The sequence below is a fragment of the Curtobacterium sp. AG1037 genome, assembly GCF_003349855.1.
Taxonomy (GTDB): Bacteria; Actinomycetota; Actinomycetes; order Actinomycetales; family Microbacteriaceae; genus Curtobacterium; species Curtobacterium citreum.
Genome location: NZ_QQAO01000014.1, coordinates 21,552 through 46,087, shown reverse-complemented (window position 1 = coordinate 46,087; position 24,536 = coordinate 21,552). Strand labels below are relative to the sequence as shown.

Annotated in this window: 37 protein-coding genes; 29 read left to right on the top strand and 8 right to left on the bottom strand. The window is 68.2% G+C overall.

The features are described from left to right. Positions 1 to 566: 566 nt before the first annotated feature. The 18 genes from DEU32_RS17330 to DEU32_RS16390 all read left to right on the top strand — a co-directional run bounded on the left by DEU32_RS17330 (position 567) and on the right by DEU32_RS16390 (position 9,488). Complete coding sequence (locus DEU32_RS17330) at positions 567 to 716, top strand: hypothetical protein (RefSeq protein ID WP_181819329.1); 150 nt, start codon at positions 567 to 569, stop codon at positions 714 to 716. Between the two features lie 390 nt (positions 717 to 1,106). After that, positions 1,107 to 2,567 (top strand): ParB N-terminal domain-containing protein, encoded by a 1,461-nt coding sequence (locus tag DEU32_RS16470; protein WP_181819328.1) that lies wholly within the window; start codon positions 1,107 to 1,109, stop codon positions 2,565 to 2,567. Positions 2,568 to 3,076: 509 nt separating this feature from the next. After that, positions 3,077 to 3,328, top strand: coding sequence for a hypothetical protein (locus DEU32_RS16465; protein ID WP_114851501.1), 252 nt, complete (start codon positions 3,077 to 3,079; stop codon positions 3,326 to 3,328). 60 nt (positions 3,329 to 3,388) lie between these two features. Next, entirely contained in the window at positions 3,389 to 3,775 is a 387-nt protein-coding gene (locus DEU32_RS16460; protein WP_114851500.1) for a hypothetical protein, read from the top strand. Positions 3,776 to 3,802: 27 nt separating this feature from the next. Next, the gene (locus DEU32_RS16455) at positions 3,803 to 4,042 is read left to right on the top strand and encodes a glutaredoxin family protein (protein ID WP_114851499.1); all 240 of its coding nucleotides are present in this window, start codon (positions 3,803 to 3,805) and stop codon (positions 4,040 to 4,042) included. Between the two features lie 64 nt (positions 4,043 to 4,106). Next, a complete protein-coding gene (locus tag DEU32_RS16450; protein ID WP_114851498.1) occupies positions 4,107 to 4,337 on the top strand; it encodes a hypothetical protein in 231 nt (76 codons plus the stop codon). A gap of 56 nt (positions 4,338 to 4,393) precedes the next feature. After that, complete coding sequence (locus tag DEU32_RS16445) at positions 4,394 to 4,738, top strand: hypothetical protein (RefSeq protein WP_114851497.1); 345 nt, start codon at positions 4,394 to 4,396, stop codon at positions 4,736 to 4,738. A 4-nt stretch (positions 4,739 to 4,742) separates the two neighbouring features. Beyond that, positions 4,743 to 5,111 carry a hypothetical protein gene (locus DEU32_RS16440; protein WP_114851496.1) on the top strand — a complete coding sequence of 123 codons (369 nt, stop codon included), beginning with the start codon at positions 4,743 to 4,745 and terminating at the stop codon, positions 5,109 to 5,111. Between the two features lie 67 nt (positions 5,112 to 5,178). Beyond that, positions 5,179 to 5,955, top strand: coding sequence for a ParA family protein (locus DEU32_RS16435; protein WP_220152799.1), 777 nt, complete (start codon positions 5,179 to 5,181; stop codon positions 5,953 to 5,955). A 2-nt stretch (positions 5,956 to 5,957) separates the two neighbouring features. Beyond that, on the top strand, positions 5,958 to 6,353 hold the full coding sequence (locus DEU32_RS16430; protein ID WP_114851494.1) for a ParB family protein: 396 nt from the start codon (positions 5,958 to 5,960) through the stop codon (positions 6,351 to 6,353). Between the two features lie 2 nt (positions 6,354 to 6,355). Beyond that, positions 6,356 to 6,559, top strand: coding sequence for a hypothetical protein (locus DEU32_RS16425; protein WP_114851493.1), 204 nt, complete (start codon positions 6,356 to 6,358; stop codon positions 6,557 to 6,559). A gap of 250 nt (positions 6,560 to 6,809) precedes the next feature. Then, positions 6,810 to 7,043 carry a glutaredoxin-like protein NrdH gene (nrdH, locus tag DEU32_RS16420; RefSeq protein ID WP_114851492.1) on the top strand — a complete coding sequence of 78 codons (234 nt, stop codon included), beginning with the start codon at positions 6,810 to 6,812 and terminating at the stop codon, positions 7,041 to 7,043. 30 nt (positions 7,044 to 7,073) lie between these two features. After that, the gene (locus DEU32_RS16415) at positions 7,074 to 7,418 is read left to right on the top strand and encodes a hypothetical protein (RefSeq protein WP_114851491.1); all 345 of its coding nucleotides are present in this window, start codon (positions 7,074 to 7,076) and stop codon (positions 7,416 to 7,418) included. 132 nt (positions 7,419 to 7,550) lie between these two features. After that, positions 7,551 to 7,916: a single-stranded DNA-binding protein gene (locus DEU32_RS16410; protein WP_114851490.1), complete on the top strand. Its 366-nt coding sequence runs from the start codon at positions 7,551 to 7,553 to the stop codon at positions 7,914 to 7,916. 63 nt (positions 7,917 to 7,979) lie between these two features. Beyond that, positions 7,980 to 8,360, top strand: a complete 381-nt coding sequence (locus DEU32_RS16405) for a hypothetical protein (RefSeq protein ID WP_114851489.1) — start codon at positions 7,980 to 7,982, stop codon at positions 8,358 to 8,360. Beyond that, positions 8,357 to 8,728 (top strand): hypothetical protein, encoded by a 372-nt coding sequence (locus DEU32_RS16400; protein ID WP_114851488.1) that lies wholly within the window; start codon positions 8,357 to 8,359, stop codon positions 8,726 to 8,728. Before DEU32_RS16405 ends, DEU32_RS16400 begins: the two co-directional genes overlap by 4 nt. Then, the gene (locus DEU32_RS16395) at positions 8,725 to 9,009 is read left to right on the top strand and encodes a hypothetical protein (protein WP_114851487.1); all 285 of its coding nucleotides are present in this window, start codon (positions 8,725 to 8,727) and stop codon (positions 9,007 to 9,009) included. Before DEU32_RS16400 ends, DEU32_RS16395 begins: the two co-directional genes overlap by 4 nt. Beyond that, positions 9,006 to 9,488: a hypothetical protein gene (locus DEU32_RS16390; RefSeq protein WP_114851486.1), complete on the top strand. Its 483-nt coding sequence runs from the start codon at positions 9,006 to 9,008 to the stop codon at positions 9,486 to 9,488. Before DEU32_RS16395 ends, DEU32_RS16390 begins: the two co-directional genes overlap by 4 nt. 122 nt (positions 9,489 to 9,610) lie before the next feature. Here the strand turns inward: DEU32_RS16390 and DEU32_RS16385 are convergent, their stop codons facing one another. The 3 genes from DEU32_RS16385 to DEU32_RS16375 are packed head-to-tail and all read right to left on the bottom strand — an operon-like array spanning position 9,611 to position 11,560. After that, positions 9,611 to 10,585 carry an HNH endonuclease gene (locus DEU32_RS16385; protein WP_181819327.1) on the bottom strand — a complete coding sequence of 325 codons (975 nt, stop codon included), beginning with the start codon at positions 10,583 to 10,585 and terminating at the stop codon, positions 9,611 to 9,613. Positions 10,586 to 10,645: 60 nt separating this feature from the next. Continuing rightward, positions 10,646 to 11,320 carry a GNAT family N-acetyltransferase gene (locus tag DEU32_RS16380; protein WP_181819326.1) on the bottom strand — a complete coding sequence of 225 codons (675 nt, stop codon included), beginning with the start codon at positions 11,318 to 11,320 and terminating at the stop codon, positions 10,646 to 10,648. Continuing rightward, on the bottom strand, positions 11,321 to 11,560 hold the full coding sequence (locus DEU32_RS16375) for a hypothetical protein (protein ID WP_114851484.1): 240 nt from the start codon (positions 11,558 to 11,560) through the stop codon (positions 11,321 to 11,323). It lies immediately after the preceding gene. Between the two features lie 393 nt (positions 11,561 to 11,953). On the opposite strand from DEU32_RS16375, the gene DEU32_RS16370 reads away from it, so the two are divergent. From DEU32_RS16370 to DEU32_RS16345, 6 genes are read left to right on the top strand one after another with little or no spacing between them, the layout of a single operon-like run. After that, on the top strand, positions 11,954 to 12,175 hold the full coding sequence (locus DEU32_RS16370; RefSeq protein ID WP_114851483.1) for an antitoxin VbhA family protein: 222 nt from the start codon (positions 11,954 to 11,956) through the stop codon (positions 12,173 to 12,175). Next, positions 12,172 to 12,966 carry a Fic family protein gene (locus DEU32_RS16365; RefSeq protein ID WP_114851482.1) on the top strand — a complete coding sequence of 265 codons (795 nt, stop codon included), beginning with the start codon at positions 12,172 to 12,174 and terminating at the stop codon, positions 12,964 to 12,966. Before DEU32_RS16370 ends, DEU32_RS16365 begins: the two co-directional genes overlap by 4 nt. Continuing rightward, on the top strand, positions 12,963 to 13,283 hold the full coding sequence (locus DEU32_RS16360; protein WP_114851481.1) for a hypothetical protein: 321 nt from the start codon (positions 12,963 to 12,965) through the stop codon (positions 13,281 to 13,283). Before DEU32_RS16365 ends, DEU32_RS16360 begins: the two co-directional genes overlap by 4 nt. Beyond that, positions 13,280 to 14,080 (top strand): nucleotidyl transferase AbiEii/AbiGii toxin family protein, encoded by an 801-nt coding sequence (locus tag DEU32_RS16355; protein WP_258554906.1) that lies wholly within the window; start codon positions 13,280 to 13,282, stop codon positions 14,078 to 14,080. The genes DEU32_RS16360 and DEU32_RS16355 overlap by 4 nt, the downstream gene beginning before the upstream one ends. Beyond that, positions 14,080 to 14,685, top strand: coding sequence for a recombinase family protein (locus DEU32_RS16350; RefSeq protein ID WP_114851480.1), 606 nt, complete (start codon positions 14,080 to 14,082; stop codon positions 14,683 to 14,685). The genes DEU32_RS16355 and DEU32_RS16350 overlap by 1 nt, the downstream gene beginning before the upstream one ends. Beyond that, positions 14,682 to 15,278 (top strand): hypothetical protein, encoded by a 597-nt coding sequence (locus DEU32_RS16345; RefSeq protein ID WP_114851479.1) that lies wholly within the window; start codon positions 14,682 to 14,684, stop codon positions 15,276 to 15,278. Before DEU32_RS16350 ends, DEU32_RS16345 begins: the two co-directional genes overlap by 4 nt. 176 nt (positions 15,279 to 15,454) lie before the next feature. Here DEU32_RS16345 and DEU32_RS16340 read toward each other — a convergent pair whose 3' ends face one another. From DEU32_RS16340 to DEU32_RS16325, 4 genes are all read right to left on the bottom strand, one after another. Next, on the bottom strand, positions 15,455 to 16,081 hold the full coding sequence (locus tag DEU32_RS16340) for a hypothetical protein (RefSeq protein ID WP_181819325.1): 627 nt from the start codon (positions 16,079 to 16,081) through the stop codon (positions 15,455 to 15,457). Further along, positions 16,078 to 17,412: a hypothetical protein gene (locus DEU32_RS16335; RefSeq protein ID WP_114851477.1), complete on the bottom strand. Its 1,335-nt coding sequence runs from the start codon at positions 17,410 to 17,412 to the stop codon at positions 16,078 to 16,080. The genes DEU32_RS16340 and DEU32_RS16335 overlap by 4 nt, the downstream gene beginning before the upstream one ends. A 20-nt stretch (positions 17,413 to 17,432) precedes the next feature. Continuing rightward, complete coding sequence (locus DEU32_RS16330; RefSeq protein WP_114851476.1) at positions 17,433 to 18,212, bottom strand: hypothetical protein; 780 nt, start codon at positions 18,210 to 18,212, stop codon at positions 17,433 to 17,435. A 251-nt stretch (positions 18,213 to 18,463) separates the two neighbouring features. Next, positions 18,464 to 18,805 carry a hypothetical protein gene (locus DEU32_RS16325; protein WP_114851475.1) on the bottom strand — a complete coding sequence of 114 codons (342 nt, stop codon included), beginning with the start codon at positions 18,803 to 18,805 and terminating at the stop codon, positions 18,464 to 18,466. A 235-nt stretch (positions 18,806 to 19,040) separates the two neighbouring features. Between DEU32_RS16325 and mobC the strand changes: the two genes are divergently transcribed. The 5 genes from mobC to DEU32_RS16300 all read left to right on the top strand — a co-directional run bounded on the left by mobC (position 19,041) and on the right by DEU32_RS16300 (position 24,028). Further along, entirely contained in the window at positions 19,041 to 19,442 is a 402-nt protein-coding gene (mobC, locus tag DEU32_RS16320; RefSeq protein ID WP_114851474.1) for a plasmid mobilization relaxosome protein MobC, read from the top strand. Continuing rightward, positions 19,442 to 21,073, top strand: a complete 1,632-nt coding sequence (locus tag DEU32_RS16315) for a relaxase/mobilization nuclease domain-containing protein (RefSeq protein ID WP_114851473.1) — start codon at positions 19,442 to 19,444, stop codon at positions 21,071 to 21,073. Before mobC ends, DEU32_RS16315 begins: the two co-directional genes overlap by 1 nt. 67 nt (positions 21,074 to 21,140) lie before the next feature. Further along, on the top strand, positions 21,141 to 22,028 hold the full coding sequence (locus tag DEU32_RS16310) for a hypothetical protein (RefSeq protein ID WP_114851472.1): 888 nt from the start codon (positions 21,141 to 21,143) through the stop codon (positions 22,026 to 22,028). Positions 22,029 to 22,168: 140 nt separating this feature from the next. Continuing rightward, positions 22,169 to 22,972, top strand: coding sequence for a CPBP family intramembrane glutamic endopeptidase (locus DEU32_RS16305; RefSeq protein WP_114851471.1), 804 nt, complete (start codon positions 22,169 to 22,171; stop codon positions 22,970 to 22,972). Between the two features lie 144 nt (positions 22,973 to 23,116). Beyond that, complete coding sequence (locus DEU32_RS16300) at positions 23,117 to 24,028, top strand: DUF3800 domain-containing protein (protein ID WP_114851470.1); 912 nt, start codon at positions 23,117 to 23,119, stop codon at positions 24,026 to 24,028. A gap of 13 nt (positions 24,029 to 24,041) precedes the next feature. Here DEU32_RS16300 and DEU32_RS16295 read toward each other — a convergent pair whose 3' ends face one another. After that, entirely contained in the window at positions 24,042 to 24,494 is a 453-nt protein-coding gene (locus DEU32_RS16295) for a GNAT family N-acetyltransferase (RefSeq protein WP_114851469.1), read from the bottom strand. Positions 24,495 to 24,536: the final 42 nt, after the last annotated feature.

The following is a 24,536-nucleotide window of genomic DNA, read 5'->3' as shown; positions in this document are numbered from 1 at the left end:
CGCGCTCCCCCACGACACACCGCGAACGAGGATCGAAGGGTTGACGAGATTCGATCCTGGAGCAGTTTCTCTTGACCGGACAAGATCATCTACATCGACGAGGTCGACGAGATCCGGGACACGCCCGATCCGCATGCCTACGCGGAAGTTCCGTGTGTGCACATACGGACCCGTGTGGTTCCCGGTGGACTCCAACACGCCCGAAACCTCCCGTTCGGGGGCCTCGCCGTCGGCACCGTACGTCACCCTTGAGGGAGAGGAAGCCCGACCGGCTACAACCAGTCGGGCTCCCCGAATCCACAGCCGAACGCGCCTCGTACCAATGATCCGCGGTCGGCTCCGACGAAGCCCCTCAAGGAGGCACCATCAGATCCCACGGTAACAAGTCCGGCACGAAGCTCACCCGGCTCACCGGCATCCTCAACCTCATCGCCGCGATCGCGCACCTGAGCTGGTGGGTCTTCCACTGGCTGCTCACGCTGCTCACCGGCGGCTCCTGACAACCTGGGGCGGCGGGCTCGCGCCCGTCGCCCCAGGCTCCCCCGACGATGCCGGAGGATGTCGCCATGAGCCTCGACGTCTGCCCGGTCTGCGAGAACCGCGCCGCCGCACACTCGACCGACACGTTCACCCTCGACGACGGCCAGCGCATGCACGTCTCCTGCACCGCGCGAGCCATGGGCTTGCCGTTCCCCGACGAGATCCTCGACCGCTGACGACGCCGGGAGAGCCCTCGAGCTCGTAGCCGGCTAGGCCGCGTCGGCGTTGACGATGTTGGCGACCTCCGACGGAGCTCCGGTCGGTGGAGCCCGCAGAGCGGGCCGTGTTCTCTCAGCGGAGCCGGCAAGGCCGGCGGTCTTGATCAGATGCGTTTTGACCTGTCTGGTCGTCCGATCCTGCCAACGCTCCACCCTCCACGCAACGCGCGCGCCTGATGGCGCCGCCCGTCGACGAACAATCTCGGACGCGGTCGCAAGCTCCCTCACATCGCCCGAGATTGTTCGCCGCCGGCCGGTACCCCGCTTATGCATTCCAGGCTCCGCGCCGGCCGTTCTCTCCTCGCCCAGCAGGGCAAAAAACAAAGTTGGTCTGAGAAGGAGAGAGCAATGACTGACACCACGACCCCCACCGTCACGGACCAGTTCGTGATGCTGGACCCCACAACCGTCGTCGTCGAGTCCAACGTCCGCACCGAGGACAAGACGTACCTGACCAAGGAGTTCGTCGACAGCATCCGCGCAGAGGGCGTCCTGACGCCCGTGCTGTGCCGCCGCGCTGAGGACGGCACCGTGTACGTCCGAGCAGGCCAGCGCCGCACCCTCGCAGCCCGCGAGGCAGGCGTCATGCTCCCGGCCCGCATCGTCACCGCCGACGAGAACACCGCCGACCGGATCGTGCAGCAGATCATCGAGAACGACCAGCGGGAAGCGCTCAGCAACGCCGACCGCGCCGCCGCGTGGCAGCAGTTGTCCCTCGACGGCATGGCACCGACGAAGATCGCCAAGCGCACCGGACGCAAGGCATCCGAGGTCAAGGCCGGACTGCAGGTCGCCGAGAGCGCCGTCGCCGTCGAGACGGTCACGAAGCACGACATCACCCTCGACCAGGCGGCCATCCTCATCGAGTTCGAGGACGACGCCGACCTGCACGCGACCCTGGTCGAAGCCGCCGAGTTCGACCCGGCCCAGTTCGAGCACGAGGTGCAGCGCGCCCGCGACGAGCGCACCGAACGGGCGCAGATCGCCGCCCTCACCGAGGAATGGGCCGCGAAGGGCTACACGGTCATCACCGAGTCGGTCTACAGCGGGTCCGAGTGGTACCGGGCCGCGTCGCTCCGCAAGGACGGCCAGCCCATCGACCAGGACGCTCCCCTGCCCGAGAGCATCGGCGAGGACCGCGGCGTCCGGGTGGAGAAGTACTTCTACCAGGACGAGCCGACCGTCACGCTCTACGTCCGCAACGAGGCCCAGCACGGCTACGACGCCCGCCCGGTCTACCAGCAGCCCACCAGCCAGTCCGGACCGATGAACGACGAGCAGAAGGCCGAACGCAAGCGCCTGGTCGCCAACAACAAGGCATGGGCGAGCGCCGAGACGGTCCGTCGGGAGTGGATCGCGAAGTTCCTCACCCGCAAGACGCTCCCGAAGGACGTCACCGCGTTCATCGCGACGGCGGTCACCCAATACCGCACCAGCGTCGCCGACCACATGGGACGCGGCAACAGCCTCGCAGCGACCCTGCTCGGAGCCGAGGACCACGGCGCACGCGACGGCGTGAGCGCCTACCTCACCAGCCACCCGGCCCGCGCCGCGTACGTCACCCTCGCAGTCGTGCTCGGCGGCGTCGAAGGCTCCACCAGCAAGGAGACCTGGCGCTACGAGACCGAACGGAAGCGGTTCGCCGGATACTTCACCCAGTTGCAGACCTGGGGCTACGTGCTCTCCGACGTGGAGCGCATCGTCCTCGACGGGCTGCCGGACATCGACGCACCCGAGCCGGAGCAGGCGACGGAGGCCGAGTCGGAGCAGGGCGCAGACATCGCCCCGGACGGCGACGAGGTCGAGTAGCCTCCCAGACGAGTCGGGCCGTGGTTCCTCCAAGACGCGGCCCGACTCCCGCCTCCGGCCCGTGTCCCCCCACACGGACCGGAGGTATCCCCTAGGTCCCGGTCGCTTGCACCCCCGAGCGGCCGGGACCGCCCGGCTCGGCACGGAGGCCTCGCCCATCGAGCCGGCACGGAGGCCGGCACCCTTCTCCCCCAGCGGAGCCGCCCACGGGGCGGCCAGCCTGACAGGGCAGAGCGTGCTGGTTCCCTCCTGGTCACTCATCGTCGCCGGGCACTCGCTACGCGCAAGCGGCAAGCTGCCGTCTCCGCCGAGACTTTCGGCACGCGGTCGCAAGCTCCCTCACATCGCGCCGAAACTCTCTCCCCCACCGCCCTGACGGGTTGCACTCCGGTCGCTTCCCGGCTTTGGACTCGATTACCAGGAGGGAACAAAAAACGTTCGGTGGGGCAAGAGCCGGAACAGCCACCAGGACAGAACGCCACTATTACCGGCATTAGGAGAGAGAACCCATGTCCACCACCCTCGAGAAGATCCTCCGCGACGAGATGGTCCGCTACCTCGTGACGAAGACGATGTTCTGCCCCATCGCCGGACACGTCCTCGACGAGCGCACCTGCGTCGTGCTCAACGACATCGACGGGGACCCGCTCATGGTCCTGTCCCCCGACGGCTGGTCCCGGATCGCGGCGAAGGTCGAGAACCAGGCCCGCCTGCTCGAGAAGGGCGTCACCGTCGACCTCAACACCATCCTGCCCCGGTAGGTACCAATAGCACTATTAGAGGTGGGGCGGCGCGAGTCGCCCCACCGGGAAGGCGTTCCCGTGTTCCGGAACCTCGACGAGAAGCACCGCACCACTCGCACACGGCAACTCGAGCTCGGCGCGCTGATCGCCACCGACAGCAACGCCGCCGCCGCGGGCTTCACCTGTGCGGTCGACCTGACCCGCCAGGCATGGTCCGACGTCGTGCGCTGGGATGGCGACCCACGGGCGCAGCACGAGGACGACCGGCTCCGTGCCGTCCTCGACGCCGCGTTCGTCCAGGCGCTCCAAGCCGCCCCCGGGGCGACACGCGTCCCGTTCAGCCTCGACCGCGTACCGAACACACCCGGCGCAGCCCGGGCCGAAGCCGTCACGCTGACCCTGACCATGAGCCGCGGCGACGCGGACGAAGCGGTCGCCACCATCCGATTACAGACCGACTACTAATAGAAGCATTGGAGGGATGGGGACCCCATGACGAGCGTGACGATCTACACCAAGCCGAGCTGCTTCAAGTGCGACCGCACGAAGCAGTTCCTCACGATCCAGGGCGTCGCGTACACCGAGGTCGACGTCACCACGAGCGACGCCGCCCTCGACTACGTCACCAACGAACTCGGCTACTCCGAAGCCCCGATCGTCGTCGTCGACGACGAACCCGAGAACCACTGGTCCGGCCTCCGCCCCGACCTGATCCTCGCCCTCAAGAGTTGACAGCCCCGACGCGGAACAGTACTATTAGTACTGTTAGAACCAAGCATGAAAGGAACCCGCCACCATGGCTCACCTGCACATCCGCAAGCTCTCCGATCTCAAGGAAGGGGACGCACTGATCGCCGTCAACGGTGTCAAGCGCGCCCGACCCCTCGTCGTGCAGGACCCCCTCGGCGTCATCGTCGGCGAGGTGCAGGGCGTCCGGTTCGTCCCGCCGGAGGGATCGGAACTCGAGTGGGTGTTCTACCCGAATCACATGGATGGGCAGGACATGGAGATCGAGCGCCCCGAGTAGGGCTGGCCCCAATCCCCCTAATGCCACTATTAGGGGGATTGGGGGAAGGAGGAACGATGACCACCGAGTACCCGGAACGCACCGTCCTGGTGCCGCTGCGCATCCCCGGCCGCCTCTGGTGGCTGATCGCCGGCGATGCCGACGCCCTCGACACCAGCGTCGCCGACCTCATCGTCGAACGCGAGCGGCGGCGCTACGCGCCGCAGCAGGAGGCCGAGTCAGACACGGGCGATCGAGCACGCGGCCCCATGCGCGCCAACGTCCTCGCCAAGCGAGCCGAAGGGCTCGCACCACGCCAGATCGCCGAGGCGCTGCACTGCACCGTCGCGAACGTCCGGTACCACCTCCGCGAGGCGGACCGCCATGCTTCGCCAAGCGGCGGCCACGACGCGGCAGGATAGGGCCATGGGGGAACACGAGCCCGAGTCATCCGCGCCGCGGCCTGCGGTCCAGCACGGCCCGGCCTGGTCGGCGCTCGCCCGGGTCGAGCAGCGCGCACGAGCATATCGGCGCTCGGAGGCGACGCCCCGACCTGCCGACCCCCGCGAAGCCGGCGTCGGCCTCCGCGACGTCGCGGGAACCCGTCGCGACGCTCCCGCGCCGCGCGGCGACCACCCCCTCGTCGGGCGCACCGTCCGCGTCACCCTCCTCGACGAATCCTTCGTCGGCCAGGTCATCGCCGTGTCGTCCGACGAATCCACACTCCGCGTCTGGACCGATGACGACGGACGTCTCCGCATCGTCCCGCGCGACGCGTGCCGCCTCACGGACTGACCCGCAGCGCGCCGCGCACCAAGTAAATAGTTCTACTAGTACTGTTACCCCTAATGGAGGTACACACGTGACCGTCAAGAAGATCACCACCGCCGCGCAGAAAGGCGGCGTCGGCAAGACCACCAGCGGGCTGAACCTCGCCCGCGCCGCGGTCGTGCAGGGCCTCCGCGCCCTCATCATCGACGCCGACCCGCAGGGCAACATCAGCTCGGTCGCCGCCCGCGAGCGGGCAACCACCGACGACCTCGACCTCGCCGACGTCATCGCCGCCGGTAGCGACGTCACCCTCGCCGAGGCCATCCGGCCTGGCGTGTGGGACGGCCTCGACGTCGTCGCTGGCAGCCGGAAGCTATCGATCGTCCGCGATCAGCTCACCGGCATGGTCGCCGGCCGCGAACACCGCCTCCGCGAAGCCCTCGCGACCGTCGAGCAGGACTACGACCTGGTGCTGATCGACGTCGGGCCGAACCTCGACCTCATCACCATCAACGCGCTCACCGCCTCCGACCGCGTCCTCATCGTCACCGAGCCCGGCCTGTTCGCCGCCGACGGCATCGCCGAGCTGCAGAACACCGTCCGCTCCGTGCAGCAGTACTTCAACCCCGGACTGCAGATCGCCGGCGTCCTGGTGAACCGCGTCGAGGAAGCCACCTCCCACGACCAGTACTGGATCGAAGAGTTCAACCAGAGCATCGACAACGTGCTGACGCCGGCGATCCCGAAGCACACGTGGATTCGCGACGCCCAGGAGGTCCCAAAGGGCCTCGACGAGTGGGGGACCCGCAAGGCCCGCGCCGTCGCCGACATCTACGCCGCACACCTCGACACGATCCGCAGGAGCTAACCATGGCGACCAGCAAGCCCGAACGACGCCGCAGCACCCTCGGCGCCGCCCAGCCGTACGCACCGGCCGCGCCCGCGACGCCGCAGGCGCCCGCCTCCGCACCCGAGCCGGCGCCCGCGGCCACCAGCCCCGCGCCGACCGCACCAGCAGCGAAGCCCGCGCCCAAGGCCGGGAAGAAGCCGAAGGTGTCCTTCTACCAGGACCCCGACGACACGGCTCGCGCTCGAGCAGCGATGGTCCACACGCAGGGACAGGAAGGCAGCCGCTCGTGGAGCGAGTTCGTCGACCGCGCCCTCATGCGCGAGGCCGAACGCCTCGAGCAGCGCTACAACGGCGGCCAGCCCTGGCCGCCGGTCGAGGCCGGCGAGATCCCGCGCGGCCGACCGATGGGGAGCTGACCATGCCGACTCGTACCAACTGGCTCTACACCGAGCCGCAGCCGACCCGCGCCGCCGCGGCGATCGAGTTCGAAGCGCAGATCCAGACCGCCCGCGAGTCGGGGGAGGACCTGCACCAGCTCGCCGGCGTCGAGGTCATCGTCGAAGACGTCGACGGGACCACCCAGTACCGGTACACCGGGTTCGCGCTCTTCCGCACCCCGTAGGTCCGCGGCCACGGCGGGCCGCGGACGGGCCGTCGCCGCACGGCGGCGACTGAGGTTCATCAGGGCTTCTTGCACCTTTCCGGCTGGGCGATCATAGGTCGCTCCACGACTCCGGCAGGGCTTTCGCGGCATATCCTCCCTCGCGATGCTCAGTCCGGTATTCCACGGACCCTGCACTCCATCGCTCCCGCTCCCAATCGATCCCTGTGCCGGAAGGGCAAGAAAAACGATCGGGGAGAGGACCACGACCATGAGCAGCATCACCGTCTACAGCAAGAGCGCCTGCGTGCAGTGCACCGCCACCTACCGAGCACTCGACAGCAAGGGCATCAGCTACACCGTGGTCGACCTCGACCAGCACCCCGAAGCCATCGACGACCTCAAGGCCCGCGGTCTTCTGCAGGCCCCTGCCGTGGTCACCGACACCGACACCGACACGTGGACCGGGTTCCGGCCCGACAAGATCGCCACGCTCACCGCCTAGGAACGCCCCACCAGCACCGAGGATCAGGACATGACCGACCCGTTCGTTGGCCCCGCCGACTACCGCGAGCTCCGCGCGCCCTCCGACGATGCGCCGGCACGCGAGATCCCGGAGGCCGAGTTCACCGAACGAGAGTGGGCAATCTTCCGCCAAGGGCAACGCTGGGGCTGGGAATCCCGACAGCCGGAAGTAACCACCCTGCACAACGCCTACCTCGGAGCTGAGGATGACGCCGACCGGTACTACCGAGCCGCGTACGACCACGACAACCACGACTGCGCCATCCACGAAAACAAGGGCCCGTACAAGGGCGCCCGCACCCGGCCGCTGCACTGGGAGTACTGGGGCGAAGAAGACCGCGACGCAGGCCAGTAGGCCGCAACACCGTTGACTTCCGACACCTGTAAGAGTACTATTAGTACCAATAGAGGTGTTGGGGGAGTCGCCCGCCGGGCGGCTCGACACCACTAGGGGGCGCCAGCCCTCGATCCGTGAAGGAGCGACACCATGGCAACTCGCACGATCCTGGGGAACCTCGCCGAGGACCCCACCAGCACCAAGGCCGGCAAGGCCACCGTCACCCGCATCACCGTCCTCGAGAACACCGGCCGCTACGTCCGCGGCGAGTTCCAGAAGGACGACACCCCGACCCGGCACAACGTCGAAGCGTGGTTCGACCTCGGCAACAACGCGGCCGCGACCCTCCGCTCCGGCATGCCCGTGATCGTCGTCGGCGACGAGCACACCGAGTCCTGGGGTGAAGGCACCGAACGGCAGTTCCGCCGGGTCCTCCGAGCGACCTCGATCGGGCCCGACCTCCGCTACGCCGTGGCGCAGGTCCGCAAGGCCGAGCGCGAGGACAACGGCCAGTAGCTCGCCAGGGGGAGGGGCGGCGCCGGCCGCCCCTCCGTCCCCGGTACGGGAGAGGATGAACCCATGACCGACGACGACAACCGCCCGACCGTCGTGCGCGCCTCCGCGTACGCCTGCACCGCGCTCGATGCGCTGCAGGCCGCCAGCGAGTTCGACGACATCAAGGGCCAGGACGTCTACGCCGCCCTCGGCGAGCTCAAGTCCGGTGTCGGCGACCGTCTCCCCACCTCGCTCCGCAATCTCGTGCGCGCGCTCGGCTACTCGCTCGACGCCTACGACGTCCGCGAGGACGACGGCTCTGACCCGGCCCTCGCGATCGCGAAGGCCGCGGACCACCTCGGTGAAGCCGCCACCATGCTCGAGCTCGTGTGGGACCACCTCGAGCAGGCGCAGACCGCGCTCCGCGGTCAGTCCGCCCACGCCCGACCGGACCGTTCCGCATGAGCTACCCCGCCGCCGTCTCCGTGACGCAAGCCGTGTTCGTCATCGCCGGCGTCGTCCCGATCATGCTCGGCCTCCGCCGGGGCGTCGTCGCCGCCGGCAGCGTCCGATGGATGAGGCGCGAGAACATCAGCTTCCGCACCGTGTGGATCGGCATGACCATCTGGTCCGTCGGCATCGTGTTCAACATCGCGTCCGCCTTCATCTGGCCGTCAGCGTTCCGGCTCATCGTCTGGGTCCTCATCGCCGCCGCGACCGTGTGGATGGCCGCGACCCTCCGCGGCCTGCAGCAGCGAGTCGAGCGCGGCGAGCTGCGCGACCGCGACAACGAGCGCGGCCGCCGTTCCGACGACCAGGACGACGCACGATGACCCCCGACGACCGCCTGTTCGGGATGCAGACCCGCACCTGGGGCCTGCAGACCGAGTGGTGCAACTCCGCCATCGACGCCCTCGCCCGGTTCCAGTACTCCGCCGAGGAATACCGGCAGGACGGCGAAGCCATCCGGCAGATCACCGGCCTCGAGCGCCAGACCCAGCGCATCGAGGGCGCCGAGCGGCACCGGTACATCGGCCTGATCGTCTACGAGACGGACCTCGACATCACCGCACGCTGGGGCACCAGCCCCACCACCCAGGAAGGCACAGCATGAGCGACACCGCCGGCGTCGGCCCCGTCAACATGACCGCCCTCCACGACCGCGCGGCCGAGGTCGCCGAACGCGTCATCGCGCTCGACCCGGCCATGGGCTTCGCCCTGGCCGACATCATCGACGACGAACGAGATCTTGTCGCTGCGCTCGAGAACCCCGTCGCCGCGCACATGCTCGTCACCGGCACCCTCGACGGCGCCGTGAAGGCCCTCGCCCACACGCCCGATGCGCTGCAGCGCATCCGCGAGCTCGACCCCATGGACCCGCCCGGCGGCGACGTCACCCCGGACGACATGGAGACGGCGTACGCCCGCATCGAAACAGCCCTGCTCGACCACTCCCGGCCACACAACACGGCAGCCGGCCGCGGCGACACCGTCGCCTTCGACGTGTTCGCTGACGACCCGGTGTCGGCCGCCCGACAGATCATCGCCCTGATCGCCGCAGCCAACGACATCGCGACGTCCCGCCCCCTATAGCTCTCGACGGGTCACTCTCTCCGACCCGCTCGAGCCCGTCGGTACCGACTCTCTCCCGGTACCGACACCAAAGCCCCCAGCCATTGTTTGGCTGGGGGCTTTGGTATACCTGCCAAAGGTTACTACTGCAGCGTCTTTTCCCAGCCGCCGTCCTTGATCGGCTTGGAGCGGATGGATCTCGCGCTGAAATGATCGTCAGTATTATGGTCGTACCACCGATAGGTTACTTCCATGACGCCGTCGAATGCCCATTCGCGTACGTCGTCCTCCTCAAGCCCATCGCCGTCCATGCGCTGCTGCAGGATTGTGATATTGCCGGACGCCTGTACGGCAACATGCAGCTCGAGTGAGAACCCCTCGAACTCGTTGAAGTATTTTGCAGGCCGCACATCCATTCGAACGTAGTCAACATGGAGATCGCTTGCTTCGGTTTCGCTGGTGCGACCGGCGCGACCGCCGAAGTGCTGGTAGAGCAGAGTTTCGACCGCGGGCCATACCTCATGGACTGCTCGACGAGCAATGGCACCGACTGCGCCGGTTTGCCAGACTAAGCGAATTGCTGCGTCGAACTCTCGACCCTGTTGTTCCCAGAGGAGCCAGGCCTGGTTCCAGCCTTCGTCCAGGTTGAGGGGTATCTGTTCTAATTCGCGGTACTCCATGCTCACACCAGTAGCGGCGATCGTTTCGAGCACCGCCTGAGCCTGCTGGCTTATCGCCTGGACTTGGTGCTTGTTCTCGATGTCTGCCTGGATGATCGTCAGAGCAGCGAGCTCAAGCTCGGGGACGTCCCTGAGCCGAGCAATTTCTTCGTCGATCTCAGTTATCTTTTCGTTGGCCTCGTTGAGGTAAAGGGTGAGGACTCCATCGGGTAGGAGGTAATCACTCTTCTTCTGTAGGCCGTTGCACTCACTGCATATGGGTGCAAGGTTCGCTAGGTTATGAATGCCTGGGTAGGTCTCACCTGGCCGTACGCGAGCCCAAATCTTAGTGCCGTCCGCGACGCTCGTCTTTCGCGGAATGATGTGATCGATTTGGATGAACGCGAAAATAATTTTCCGCTTGCAGAAGTAGCACCCCCGCTTGTAATTGTCGTACAAGGCCCAGCGTAAGCGGGAGTTGTCCTGACCGACCAAGTACTCAGTATCTGTTGCCATTTCTCAAACCCCTAGTTTGCCTGTACGCGGCCGTTCGCCGGCGATCTGGTCGGCGCCAGCGCGCATCATCGCGAGCTGGCGGTCGGTCGGATGGAACGCGCGCACCGGGGGTTTCCCTGCAGCCTCGTCACGTGTGAGCTGCTTGTAGAACCATCGCGGCTCCGGATCAGACTGCGGCAGCACGATCACGTCGCTTCCGACGCGGAGAATCATCGAGCGAGACGGCTCGCCGAGTACGTACCCGTGGCGCTCGTAGAACCCCTCGAGCTCCGGTGCCCCGTGAGCCACGCCGATGATGAGCCACGTGTCCGGCTCTGACGCGACGCGAGCCTCTACCGCTTTGAGCAGGGCCGACCCGATGCCCTGGGATCGGTGATCGGGGTCAACACCGATCCCGTGGAGCGAGCGGACGGAGCGCAGGATGCGTTTGGCCATGGCGTCCGCGCCGTTCGACTTCGCATCAGTTGCTTCTTCCCAGCTCGGACCGATGTAGACCGCGCCGATGGTGTCTCCGTCGTGCACCGCACGGAGCACCGTTGCGTTCGTCCCCGCGGCCTCACGTTCGCGCTCGACCGGCTGCATGGGGAACATCCCTCCGTGGGGCAGGATGCGGTTGAGGTACTTCCAGGTCCTCTTACGCACAGCATCAGCGCTGTCCTCGTAGATGTCGAAGTTCACTCACCCATCCTGCCGGTCGTCGCCACCTGGGGGTGCCGCCCCGTCGTCCTTCTTCCGCCACTTCCACCTGCCGACGTCGAGCACCCGCAGCGCGAACTCTCTGGCGAGCGACGCACGCTCCGCCTGGGTCCCGGCGTTCTTCACGGCGACATGTCCCCAGTACGTGAACACACCGAGTGCGACGAGCGGTGTGAGTGCGGCAAGGACGCTGGCGCTCAAGAGGACGGAGAGGATGGTCACGGGCGGGCTCCAAGTGTGAGGTACTGACTCTGGTACGCCGCACGGAGGTGTGCAGCACAGGGTGTATGCCGCGAGGTCTCCACCGGCGGAGCAGTGCATCGGTACTGAGTTATACGGGCGACAAAGGCAGAACCTCACTCCGGTATCTACAGCGCTGGGCGCCGAATCGGTCACGTGGTCGCCGTGAAAGTAGCCCGGCGCTCCGACGGGCTGAGCAGCCGGGCGCGTCGTGCCCGTAAACGACCGTTTCTGGGCGCCCGAAACGACTTCCGGGACACGCCGCTGCAGCGCTGACCGAAACGCCTGTCCGAAACCTTGGACGCGATTCGGTAACGGACACCGTTTTCGGGCACTTTCTCGCTAGGCTGGTCAGACCACGAACGAGGGGGACCCATGGCGAATCGACTCGAGCTCGAAGCCGAGTACCCGGACCTGTTCGCGCCGCTGAGCGCGCAGGACCGTGATGCCGTTCTGCAGACGCTCGCCTCGAGCTGGCACGAGGGGTGGACCCCGAACCGGGCCGATGTCGTCGACCTCGTCGATCTCGTTACCGGGGCGATCGACAACGCCGAGTACGAACGCCGCACCGCGGCTGCGATCGACCAGACGTCGTGACCACGTTCGACACGTGGGACTCGTACATGACCGAGCCCCACGGGTACGTGCTCAAGAACCTCTACGGTTACGGCGCCCTCGAGGGCGACAAGTTGACCCAGCGGGAGTACCGCGAGACGGCAGCACGTCAAGCTGAGATCCTGACCGGCCGTGTCGAGATCCCGCGCACGTTCGACGCCGACCACGTCAAGGCCGTGCACCGGCACCTGTTCCAGAACGTCTACGAGTGGGCCGGCGAGTACCGGAACGTGAACATGGCGAAGCAGGGGAAGGGGTTCGCCCGCACGGGCGACATCGACGTCTACCTCAAGCACGCACGAAGAATGGTCGACGCCGTCGACTGGCCCAACGCCGACAAGCAGGAGTTCGCGGTGGGGGCTGCGAAGGTGTTCGCCCTGGTCAACCAGGCGCACCCGTTCCGCGAGGGCAACGGCCGTACGTCGAAGATCCTGATGACCCAGCTCGCCGAGACGTCGCGGTTCTCGCTCGACTTCGGCGCCGTGTCCCCGGAGCGGTGGAACCAGGCGTCCGCGGCCGCGACGCCGCCGATCACCGAGGCCGTCCCGAACTGGCAGGCGCTCGTGCCCGTGTTCAAGATGATGGCCGTCGAACGGGACGGTCCACCGCCCCGCGAGCCCGTCAGCGAGCTCACCGCGACCAAGGACGCATCCGCGTCCTACCCGACGTCCGCGATCGACGCGCTCCGCGCCGCCCGCTACACCGCCGGCCCCGACGTCAAGCCATCGGCCGCCCAGACCCACCAGACCGAGCAGAAGGGCTACGAACGATGAGCGACCGCGTCCGATTCGCCGACGTCATCCCGTACGACACCCCCTCGAGCCTGGCGGCCCTGCACGGGCCCGCCGACGGCGTCCTGACGCTGCCGATCACCGTCTACTGGGGTCCGCAACGGGAGTTCGACCTGTCCGACCATGACACGCTGATCAAGGCGTACCGGAACATCGTCCGCGAGGGCACGCGCCATGTGCAGGAGTCGACGCTGCACGCGTCGACGCTCCTGCAGGTGTGGCGGGACCTCGCGCTCCCGGCCCGCTGCGCGGCCGCGTGGGAGTCGAAGTTCCCCGAGCTGGCAGCGGGGCTGCAGTGACGACGTCCGAGGAACACCAGCGCGCCGCGACGAGCATCATGCTCGACGCGATGCGCGGGCAGGGCTTCGCCCTCGCCGGCTCCGGCGCGATTCGAGAGCACGGCGTCATCGCCCGGCCCACCGAGGACGTCGACCTGTTCACCACGAACATCGCCCCGGCGTTGTTCACCGAAGGACTCGACGCTGGCGTGGCCGCGCTCCGCGACAACGGGTACACCGTCGACATCGCCCGGCAGGCCGAAAAGTTCGCCCGCCTCGACGTCACCTCCGCGGACGGGTACCGGTTCGACGTCGACATGGGCGTGGACTGGCGCGCACACGACCCCGTCACCCTCGAGGTCGGGCCCGTGCTCGACCTGGACGACGCGGTCGCGAACAAGGTCGGTGCGCTCTACGGCCGCGGGGAAGCCCGCGACTACCTCGACGTCGACGCCATCCGCCGGTCCGGTCGGTTCACCGACGACGAGCTGCTGGACACCGCGGTGCACCACGACCCCGGATTCGACCGCAGCATGTTCGCCCGCCAGCTCGAGCAGGTCGACCGCATCCGTCCCGTCGACGTGCAGGACTACGGCTACGACGCCACGGACCTCGCCGGCGTCCAGGAGCGTACGCGCGCCTGGGCGAGCGCACTCGACGCCCCGGCGTCGACGAGCGACGCCCAGAGCGCCCGCCAGCGCCTCGACGCGTCGTACCCGGCCTCCGCCAAGGACACCATCGGCAACGGCGCCGAGAACCCCGCACAGCGTCACCACGGCGACACCAGCCGTGGCCGTGACACCGGAATGGAGCGATGATGACGCACACCATCGGGTACGCCCGCGTCTCGACCCACGACCAGAACCCCGGCACGCAGCAAGCCGCCCTCGAGGCCGCCGGCTGCGACCGCGTCTTCACCGACCACGGAGAGTCCTCCCGCAAGCGGACCCGACCGCAGTGGATGGCCTGCCTCGACTACGCCCGCGAAGGGGACACCATCGTCGTCTACCGGCTCGACCGCATTGCCGGCTCGACCGGCCACCTGATCGAGGTCGTCAATGACCTGGGGGAGCGGGGCCTGAACCTCCGTTCCCTGACGGAACCGGAGATCGATACGACGACTCCGATGGGCCGGGCGCTCTACGGCATGGTCGCCGTGTTCGCCCAGCTCCGCGTCGACACCATCCGGCAGAACACCCGAGACGGCCTCGCCCGCGCACGCGCCGAGGGCCGCGTCGGCGGCCGGCCCACCGTGATGACCCCGGAGCGCATCGCCGAAGCCCTCCGCATGCGCGACGACGGCAAGAAGCCCGGCGCGATCGCTGCGACGCTCGGTGTCGGCCGCTCGAGCGTCCTCCGCGCGTTCGAGCGCGTCGACGAGGAAGCACGTATCGCGCTTGAGCCTGTCGCTGGCGCAGCATGACAGGCGAGTGGGCGCCGACGTGGTCCTACCAGTGGCTCGCGGACATCGGTGTCCCCGCCTTTGTCGGTGCGTTCGGTGCCATTGGCACCATCGCCGTCGGTGCAGGCGCGGTGGCTGTCGCGGTTTCAAGCAACCGCATCGCGAAGCGCATCGCGAACCGTGAGTACGCCACGGACTCGTTGCAGTCTCGAGTCGCCTTCGGCGCCGCAGTTCTCCGCTGGGCTGACAGACTCACCGCCGAGATCCGCGTGCACGATGAGGGCTCGCTGCAGGGGGAGACGGCCGACGAGCTCAAGGCGGGCGTAGACGCCGCGGCCGCGGCATTCGACGAGATCAACGGCTACGACCTGGTCGCGTTCGTGCAGCTTGTGACCAGCAAGTCGCCTCACGGAGTTCTGCCCAGCCACTACGAGGAGCGCGACCGATTGAGTGCAATCCGACGTGCCTACGTTCAGTCGTGGATCGCCCATCCCGCAACCTGGAAGAACGTCGACGTCAACGCTCGTCTCACTGCGGACGAGTGGACCCGTGCTGCTCAGCTCCGCGGCCAGTTTGAGGCGTACGACCAAGACCTCGTACACCGCACCGACTGACGTCCTGTCTCCGCGGCGTAGGTTACGACCTGCCCCGTTGACACCCCTGGTGTCGGCGCACAGAACGGCCCCCACCGGAGAACCGGCGGGGGCCGTTCGCTCGATCGAGCGGTGACCTACTGAGGCGCGCACAGCTGAGATCCGATGGAGCCTTCGCCTCTCATGGCCTGTGCCGCCTACAACCACTCCCAGGCTGTCACGTGCCCGTGTTGCAACCCTGCGCCGTTGAGCACGTCAGACGGTTGCTCGAAGTGATACGGCTCGGCACCCGGCCACCCGAGGATGGCCGCCGCGACATCGGCGCCCATGGTCCCGACCATGTCCACTACGTAGAGCGCCTCTATGCTCACCGTGGTTCGCAGATCCTCGGACTCGATCGCTGGGTCCAGGTGGACCGTCAACACCGGCGTCGCTCCGACGGCGTGGACGGCATCGAACGCGGCGCGTAGTTGCTGCGCCGACACCTGATGTCCTTGCGCTGGGCGGTCGACCCAGAGGACCAGGTCGGCAGGGTGTTCGTCGACGACCTGAAACCAGTTCAGCCGCTCAGTCCACAGCCGACCAAGCGTGGGAGCGGGCGTTTCCGTGTCCGGCACCGCACGCCCGTCCACCATCTGACGAAGCCATTCCGGCATGCCCGCGAACGGCGCAAGCCGCCAGCCTGCCGGGCCGCGCGTGAACGCCTGGAAGGCGTTGTACGCCGCCTGCCACTCCACGCGCGGCCACTGGCCCGTGTAGACCGGGTCATCGCCGCCGACTGCGGCGATGAACCCGTCCAGCGCCGCCGCGTCCGCCATGCTCATCGCTCTACGCCGGCATCCCTCGTCGGGGTACCGAACCCGCGGCCGGAGCGAAACGATGGGGCGGGCTGCGCCTGCCCCACCGACGCGTTGAGCTGCGCGGCCGCGGACTGCGGGAACGACGCCGACTGCTGCTGACCGGAGAGGGCCTGCACGATCGTCTTCTGCTCCGCGGTGTTGTTCGCGAGCTCCTTCCGCTCGACGTCCTGCCAGCCGTCCCATGCGCGCTTGTCGAACCCGGCGTACGAGTTCTGATCGGCGTCGCTGATGCTCGGCCGGGTGGTCGTCTGCGTCGCGATCCGGTCGACGACGTCGACACGATCGGCGATCACCGGGTCCGTCCCGCCCCACTTGCCGTGCAGGCGCGCCATCGTCTCGAGGTCGGCGGCCTCGTGCCCGCTGATCGGGTGCTCCACCGGTGTGCGTGACGTGTCCGGCAGGCTGTCGATGAGCCGGGTCGTGGTCGACTCGGCGAGGCTGATGTCGCGGACCCGGTCGGCTGCTCGTGCCTGCACCGCGTCGAGGCTGTACGCGCCACGCTCGGCGCGGTCCTGCCGTTCCTGTAGGCCGTGCTGGAACGCGGCCGTCATCCGCTGCAGCAGGTCGTCCCGGCCGACGGGCGCGACGCCGTCGCGCTGCGCGGCGAAGTTCTCCCGGATGCGGTCGCGGGTGCTGCTCTGCTCCGCCGCCGGCTGCGACCGGTTCGGGTTCGCAGCGTCGAGGACCTGGTCGAACGTCTGCAGCTCGGCGAACGCTCCCGGCGTGGTGCGGGCCGTCTCGTAGACGAACCTCACCTCGTCGACGAGCGCTTTCGTCTCCGGGTAGCCCTCATACACCGCCGCCGTCGAGACGGCGTTCGTCATGGCCGTGTGGATGCCCTCACGGGACCACTCGTCGACCCGACCGAGCGCGTCTGTCGCTTCGGCGCGACGTTCCTCCGGCGTGAGTTCGGCGACGCGACCAAGGTTGTGCGGCTGCGCGCTACCTTCGGCGAAGTACGCGATGTCGTCGCTGAGGTCATGTCCGGTCCACCCGTCGAAGGGGTTCCGCTCGAACGCACCCCACGCAGCCTGCAACGACTGCGCACGTGCGTCGCTGACGATGTCGACCGTCATGCCCTGACGGCCAGCGGTGTCCTGCAGGTTGCGCGTCGCGTCGACCAGGGCGGGGCCCTCGTCGCGGCCGAGCGCGGTGGAGCGGATCACGTTCAATGCCTCGTTGAGGTGCGACGCCTTGCCCGCGGTCGACCGTTCGTTGGTCACGTCGTACTCAAGCTCGAGCAACCGCCGGCGGGCGGTATCGAGCGTGTACGTGAACGCGGTGTTCTCTGCCATCAGTGTTCCCCCTGCTGTCCTCATCGTTCGGTGGTGTGATCCGGCCCGGTGGGGCGGAGTTTGTGTGTGCGCGGCGCCGGGATGGCGGAACCGCGGGTGCTGCTGTTCAGCGTGGCACGCGGAGAGTGCGGGTAGCTGGTGCTCACGGGGGAGGGCTCTCGCCACTCCACGGTGAGCGGGTCCGTGCGTTCGTTCTGCTGGCCGTAGTCGCGCAGGTCCCGCACCGTGTCGAGCCACAGTGCGTCGTAGTCGCGTCGCGCTTCGAGTGCTGCGTGCCGCTCGTCGAGGCGCTGTTCGTGCAACGCCTCTTCCGCCACGGCGACGTCGTCCCACTCGCGAGTGGACCGTACGTCGACGGCGTCAAAGGAGAGCTCGTCGACCTGGTGTGGGGTGAGTGGTAGGAGCGCGCCGGTGTCACGCATCGCTGCGAGGTAGTCGTGCACGGCGTGCTCGACTTCTTCTACGTGGCGGGCGATCGAACGGTCCGCCTCGTCCCACTTGCCGGCGAGGTGCATCACGTCGCGCAGCTCACCGAACGTACGTCCCGTAATCGGCTCGTGCCGGGCGAGGACCTTCACCAGGGAGCGGGCCAGCTCGCGTGCTCGTTGTGAGTCGACGGCCTGGTCCAGTTCCAGTTTCGACAGTGCACGCTCGTCGCCGGCGCGCGCCGCGTCGAGGTACGCCCGCCGCGCGAGCCGTTCGTCTTGCCCCTGCCGGTACGACTGCACCATGAACGCACGGGTGCGCTGGTCGCGGTCGTTGCCGAGCAGGTCTTCTGCGCGGTGTTCCTTGAACTCCATGGTGCGTGTTCCTTCCATCCCGACCGCGCTCGTCACGCGTCGCTATCAGCGGTTCCGACTGCTGCCGACACCGGCCCTTTACAAGGGCGCTGCGTCCTCTGCCCGGTACTGCGGCATCACGCTGATAGGGGGACCCAATGAGGGAGGCGGGACGGGGTCAAGGGTGTGACGAAGTCACATCGCGTGCGACGCGAAGCGCCCTTGACGCCGGCCCGGCTCCCGCATGACGATCAGTCCCCAGCGGGCTGCCCTCAGGACTCTGCTGCGTCTTCCGAGGACTCGGTCGGCGTCCCGGAGGTACCCTCCGCGAGACGCGTCGCGCGCGTCTTCCGTGTGGTCGACTTCCGCCGCGGCTTCGAGCCGGACCCGGCGAGGTCGCCGAGGCCGTAGTCGCGCAGATCCGCGTCGGTCCACCCGGCGCCGACTGCGTCGGCGTAGGAGCTGGCGGCTTGCCGCTCCGCGTCTTCCAGAAGCGCGCGAGCGTCGATGACGCTCTGGCGCTTGTCCATCAGGTCACGCATGGCGGACATGCGGTCCTGCAGCGCCTGCTGTGCGCGCTGTTCGATCTCTTCGAGGCTGATTTCCCTAGGCATGCTTCGATGCTATCGAGCACGCGGCAACCCCCGCAGGATCTTTGACCACGTCTCTGACGTGGACCCATCCATGCACGCGGGTGTAGCAGGCTCACGCCCCGGTTGGGGTGAGAGCAAGCTATACGGTTAGGTCCCCTAACTGGCTTGATCCTCGACCGGAGGCCGTCGGATGCGGCACACTGGACGTGTGCTTCCCCGCAGGGGCGGGTTCGTTGCACTGGGCTAGGAGGCACGCATGAGCGAGCAGGTGGGGACCGCGCGCAGTCGGTCCCGTCGTCGCCGCGAGAACGTGCCGGGTGGACGCCCTCACGAGCACCGCGTCAAGCTCTCTGACGAGGAAGAGGCCCGTGCCATGGTCATGGCGCAGGAGGCCGGCGGCGTCACGATCGCTCGCGTCCTGGTCGAGCGCGCGTTCGCACCCGAGGGTGGTGCGACGAGCACAGAGCGTCGCGAGTACCTGGCTGAGCTGTTCCGCATCCGTCGACTGCTGGCCGCGAACTCGAACAACCTCAACCAGATCACCCGCGCGGTGAACTCCGGTGCGCCGCTGGACGGTCAGATCGTGCACACGCTCCGTTCGATCGACGAGCTCACCGCGACGATCGACACGTTGCTCCGCGACCAGGCGGTGCGCTGATGATGCCGAACATCACCCGCGGCGGTTCCGCGGCAGGGCTGATGAGCTACCTCGTGGGACAGTCCACGCGCGAAGAGCACCGCCACAATGTGCACGAGAACCCGCACGTCGTCGCCGGTCACGACGCGGTCGTGCAGGGCATCACGGACGGTGAGTTGTCGATGGACGACGCACTCGACATCGCCAACGCGCTCGACGAACCGCGACGCACCTTCGGGACACAGGTCACCGCTCCGGTGAAGCGGTGGGACCCCGAGGCGGAGCGCAACGTGAAGATCGGCGACAAGCCGGCGCACATGTGGCACGCATCCCTGTCGATCAAGGCGGAGGAAGGGCAGCTCACTGACGAACAGTGGGCGGGCATCGCGCGCGACTTCGTCCGCGAAATGGGCTTCGACGACGGCAACCTCGATGCGCTCGGCAGCGACGACGACGCCCCGGCCGCGTGCCGCTGGGTCGCCGTCCGCCATGGCGGTTCGACCGCCGGCAACGACCACGTGCACATCGCCGTGAACCTCGTCCGCGAGGACGGCACCAAGGCACGCGTGCACGACGACTACAAGCGTGCGCAGCAGATCGCGAACAAGCTCGAGCACAAGTACGGCCTGCAGGTCCTCACATCACGTGAGCAGGACCGGGAGGCACAGCGCGGCGCGAAGCCAGCAGAGGTCGACCGCGTCGCCGCCGGCAAGGCACGTGCCGCCGACCGCGACGAGCTCCGCCGTCGCCTCCGCTCCGCCGCGGTGTCGGCCACGGGTGAGCGCGACTTCATCGAGCGCGCACGTGACGCACGTGTACTGATCCGACCCCGGTACGAGAAGGGCAGCACCACCAAGGTCGTCGGCTACTCCGCCGCCCTCGTACCGCCGCGCAACGAGGACGGGTCCCGCGGGACCGCCGTCTGGTTCGGCGGCGCGAAGCTCGACTCCGCGCTCGGACTCGGCCAGCTCCGCAACCGGTGGAACAGCACCGAGGCTGACGAGCGCGACGCCGTCGAGGTGTGGACCGCGCGCGGCGACGCAGCACGCAAGCACGAGTACGACGTCCCCAACCAGGGACGTCCCGCACGTCTCCCGTGGGAGACAGTGCAGCGGCTCAACGCACACGGCCAGAACGTCGTCCCGGACCGCTCCGCCGGGTTCAACCGGCACGCGGCGATCGACATGTCCGGCGCGTTCGCGCAGGCGTCGATCTACTTCGAGCGCGGCGAGCACGGACCGTTCGCGCAGGCGTCCGACGTGTTCGCCCGCATCGGCGCTCGCGACCGGTTCACGAACCAGGACCCGGGCCGGGTGAAGGAGCAGAACTCCGCCCTGGCCGCGAACGCCGCGTACACGGCACGTCTGGTGCAGCGCGCCACCGGACGCGACAGCATCACCGGTTGGACGGCCGTGTTCCGGCAGCTCTCCCGCGTCGGGAAGGTCATCGCGCAGGAACGTCAGCTCGCCGGCGACACCGCCGCCGTGGTGGCGGTGCAGCGGGCGATGGCGAACGCGATGCGCGCGGCCGACGAGGTCACCGCGCAGGCGCCCGCAGCACCGGCACCGAGCACGCCGTCGGTCGCACCGATGCCGACACGGCGCGGGCCTGAGCAGACCCCCGGCGGCCGCGACAGAGGCACCGAGCGGTAGGGAACGTCAGAGACGCTTTCGCTCCCCGGACGGGGCGGCGAGGATGGAACCAACGAGGGGAGACAGCATGTCGGAGGAAGAAGTCGGGCAGGAGTTCGACCGCGTCGTCCGCGCCGCGATGATGGCGCTCGGACAGGTGCGTGAGGCGATGAGCCGCCGCGCAGCGGAACGTGACCGTCAGACGCAGGCCCAGTCCGCCGCCGCGATCCGCGAGCAGGAGCAGCGCACCGCGCAGCTCCGACAGATCGTCGGTCGGCAGGACTTCTGGGACAACGCCACCGGAGAGCGGGTCGCGAACGCAGCCACCTACGGCGCCACGCTCTACAACGTCGACCGGAACGCCGCGACGATCTACGACACCGTCCGCGACCAGGCGCATGCCCGGTTCGGGATCAACGTCGACGAGATCCGCGCGCAGCATCCGGACTCCGAGGAAGCCCGCCGCGACGCGCTCATGCACGCCGTCGACGACCGCCTCGCCGCGATGCGCGACGACGCCCTCGGTCGCGACGACCGAGCCGCAGCGGCCGACCTGCAGGACGAAGCCCGCGCACAGCGCGAGCAGGGCGCCGACGAGGAACGGGACGCCGGCGAGGCGACCCCCGACTCCGAACGGCACGAGCGCACGGCAGACCGCCTCGACAGCGAAGCCGACGTCGACCTCGCGAACGAGTACGGCCACGAGCAGGACCACGACCGGCACCTGAACGACGCCGGCGTGGACGACGCCGCAGCGGCCCGTGAGACGAGCTCCATGCCCGAACCCGTCGCCGATCACGAGGCGCCCCGCGCGCCCGCGACGACGGCTGCAGGGCACGCCCGTGAGGCGATGGACAGCAGCTACCCGCAGAGCGCGAAGCGCGCGCTCGCGTCGTCGGCGAAGGGCCGCGCACCGAAGGCGAAGTCCGCCAAGCAGCAGCAGGCGCGCGAGCGGACGTCCGGCCTCAGCCGGTGACGGCCAGCACGCCACCCACGGAACCCGCCGACACAGCACCTCGTGCCGGCGGGTTCCGCCGTTCCGCCGCCGAGGCGTGGGCCTGGGTCTGCCTCGACCGGCTGAACATCGAGCCCGTCCGGCCCTCAGGGCGACCGGTGATGCGCGCGGTCGCATGGGGCAGCATCGGGTTCGTCGTCATCGTCGGCTGGGGGTGGCCGACCGTCGCGGCGATCGCCGTCCTGGCGGGCGCCCCACTGCCGCGACAGAGCCACGGGAGCACCGACGCCGACCTGCTGCACGAGTTGTTCAAGCTGAACGGCGTTGCGTGGACCGCCGGTGTGGCCGTCCTCGCGGCGATCCTCATGCGCGCGTTCGCCGGCCGCCCACCGCGCGCGATCGCGTGGGCCCGCGGCGCGCTCACGGTCCCGATCGGGCTGACGGTGATGGCGTTCGCGTTCGTCGCTCTCGCCGGCGTCTCTGTGGTGTTCCACCTCGAGCAGAACAACTACCCGTGGCCGGGCATCGAGGGCGCCCCGGCAATGATCCTCGCGACCATCGACGCGGGCCTGCCGGGACCATCCGAAGAGCTGGCACTGACCGGCCTCGTCGTCGTCGCGCTGCGCCGTGCCGACGTCGGTTGGGGCTGGGTCTACCTCGTGGCCGTCGCCGTCCGCATCCCGTTCCACCTGTACTACGGGTGGGGCGTCCTCGCGTTCGCGTTCTGGCCGGTCGCGTTCGTGTACCTGTACCGCCGAACGGGAGCGATCTGGGGCCTCGTCGCGGCTCACACGGTCTACGACCTGGCCGCGTTCCTTAGCGCCTACGAAGTCGTCCCTGACGCCCCACAGCTTCGCAACGTGTTCGCGGCCGCGGCGATCGTGGTCATCGTCCTCGTCCCGGGCGTCCGTTCGATCGTTCGCGACCGGACGAAACGGCGTCAGCGTGCCGAGAACGTGCTGTGACCGCCGAATTGGTCTGGCACGGGTGTGTACGGATGGTCTACAGTCGAAACCGGTAGCTAGGGATGAAACAGTTCCCCGAGCGCCAATTCGAGAAACCCACGCCGATGGCGTGGGTTTCTGCGTTAACCCCTGATAATCGTTCACGTGTTGCTTGCGTACATCGATGAGATCGGGGAGACGGGTGCGTTCGTCAGCCGTGACCACGCCCGGTTCCGGACCAGCCCATCGTTCGGCTACGCAGGTTTCGTGATCCCCGAGGGTGAAGCCCGGCGGTTCGGAGCACTCTTTGCCGCCGACAAGGCCGCCCTCTTCCGCTCGGAGATCGCTGCCGCGCAGGCGGACCCGGGCAGGTGGGAGAGGAAGGGTTCGGACATCTTCCGCCCCGACACCTACGCGAAGTACCCCCACCAGATCCGCGTCTTCAACGGCCTTGTGAGCCACGTCAAGCGGCTCGGCGGCAACCTGTTCTACTACGCCGACGAGAAGCCGATTGGCACGCCGAAGCAGGTGGTCGTCGACCCGGCAGACCGCGAGAAGACGGCGATGCAGGAGACGCTGAACCGGATCGCTCGGTACGCAGACGAGCATGACCAGAACGTCATGGTCGTCATCGACCAGATCAACGAGAAGACCCGCGCAGAACGGCTCCCGCGCATGTACGGCCACATCTACGCCAGAGCCGCCGACTTCCCCGAAATGCGCCGCATCGTGGAGCCTCCGATGCACGTCGACAGCAAGCTGAGCTCGAACATCCAGTTCGCGGACTGGGTCGCCGCGTGCGTCACGCGCGCGATCGACTACCAGCTCCTCGACGACTCGCCCTACCAGTGGGTCACCAGTGGTGCCGCCATGCCGGCGCTTCACGGGTCGTTCACGAACCAGTCGAAGCTGCACCTGTGGCGAAGCAGCGTGAAGGATCTCCACCACTACGACGTTTTCCACTCCACCAGGGTCATGGGTGGGAAAGCGTCGAACCTCACCAGCAACCTGTCGCCGGCTGACTGGACCCGGATGAAAGCGGCCGCCGAGCGGGCGAGGCAGCGCGCCGCCGGCTAGAGATCCCGCACGTTCAGCCGGCGGACCGTAGGACGAAGAACGGCACAATCGACGCGTCCCGGTCCGCCCGCTCGTACCGGGTCCATCCCGTCTTCTCGTAGAACGCGGCCTCGTCGCCGTGCACCCAGACGTCGCGGCCGGCGTAGTGACGAGCAATCGCGAGGACGGCGGCGCGGCCGAGGCCGCGCCTGCGATGCTGCTCGGCGACCTCGATACGCGCGAGCTCGACCGGATCAGTCAACGGCCCCAGACCGATGTGTTCAGCCTCCGGGCCGTCATGCCGGATCATCGCACGCGCAACCTCGTCGCCGTCAAGGGAGAGCGTGATGGCGTCCGCGTCGGGACCGCCGCTCTCGTGCCACCGTGAGATCCACCAGCCCTCTTTGAAACCGTCGGCGTCGGCGTCGAACGGCGTCCCGTAGCGCGGAGCAGGAGGAAGAACACGCAGGGTCAGCGGAGCCGTCATGCCGTCATCGTACGGAGCACCTGTGACCGCACACGAGAACGC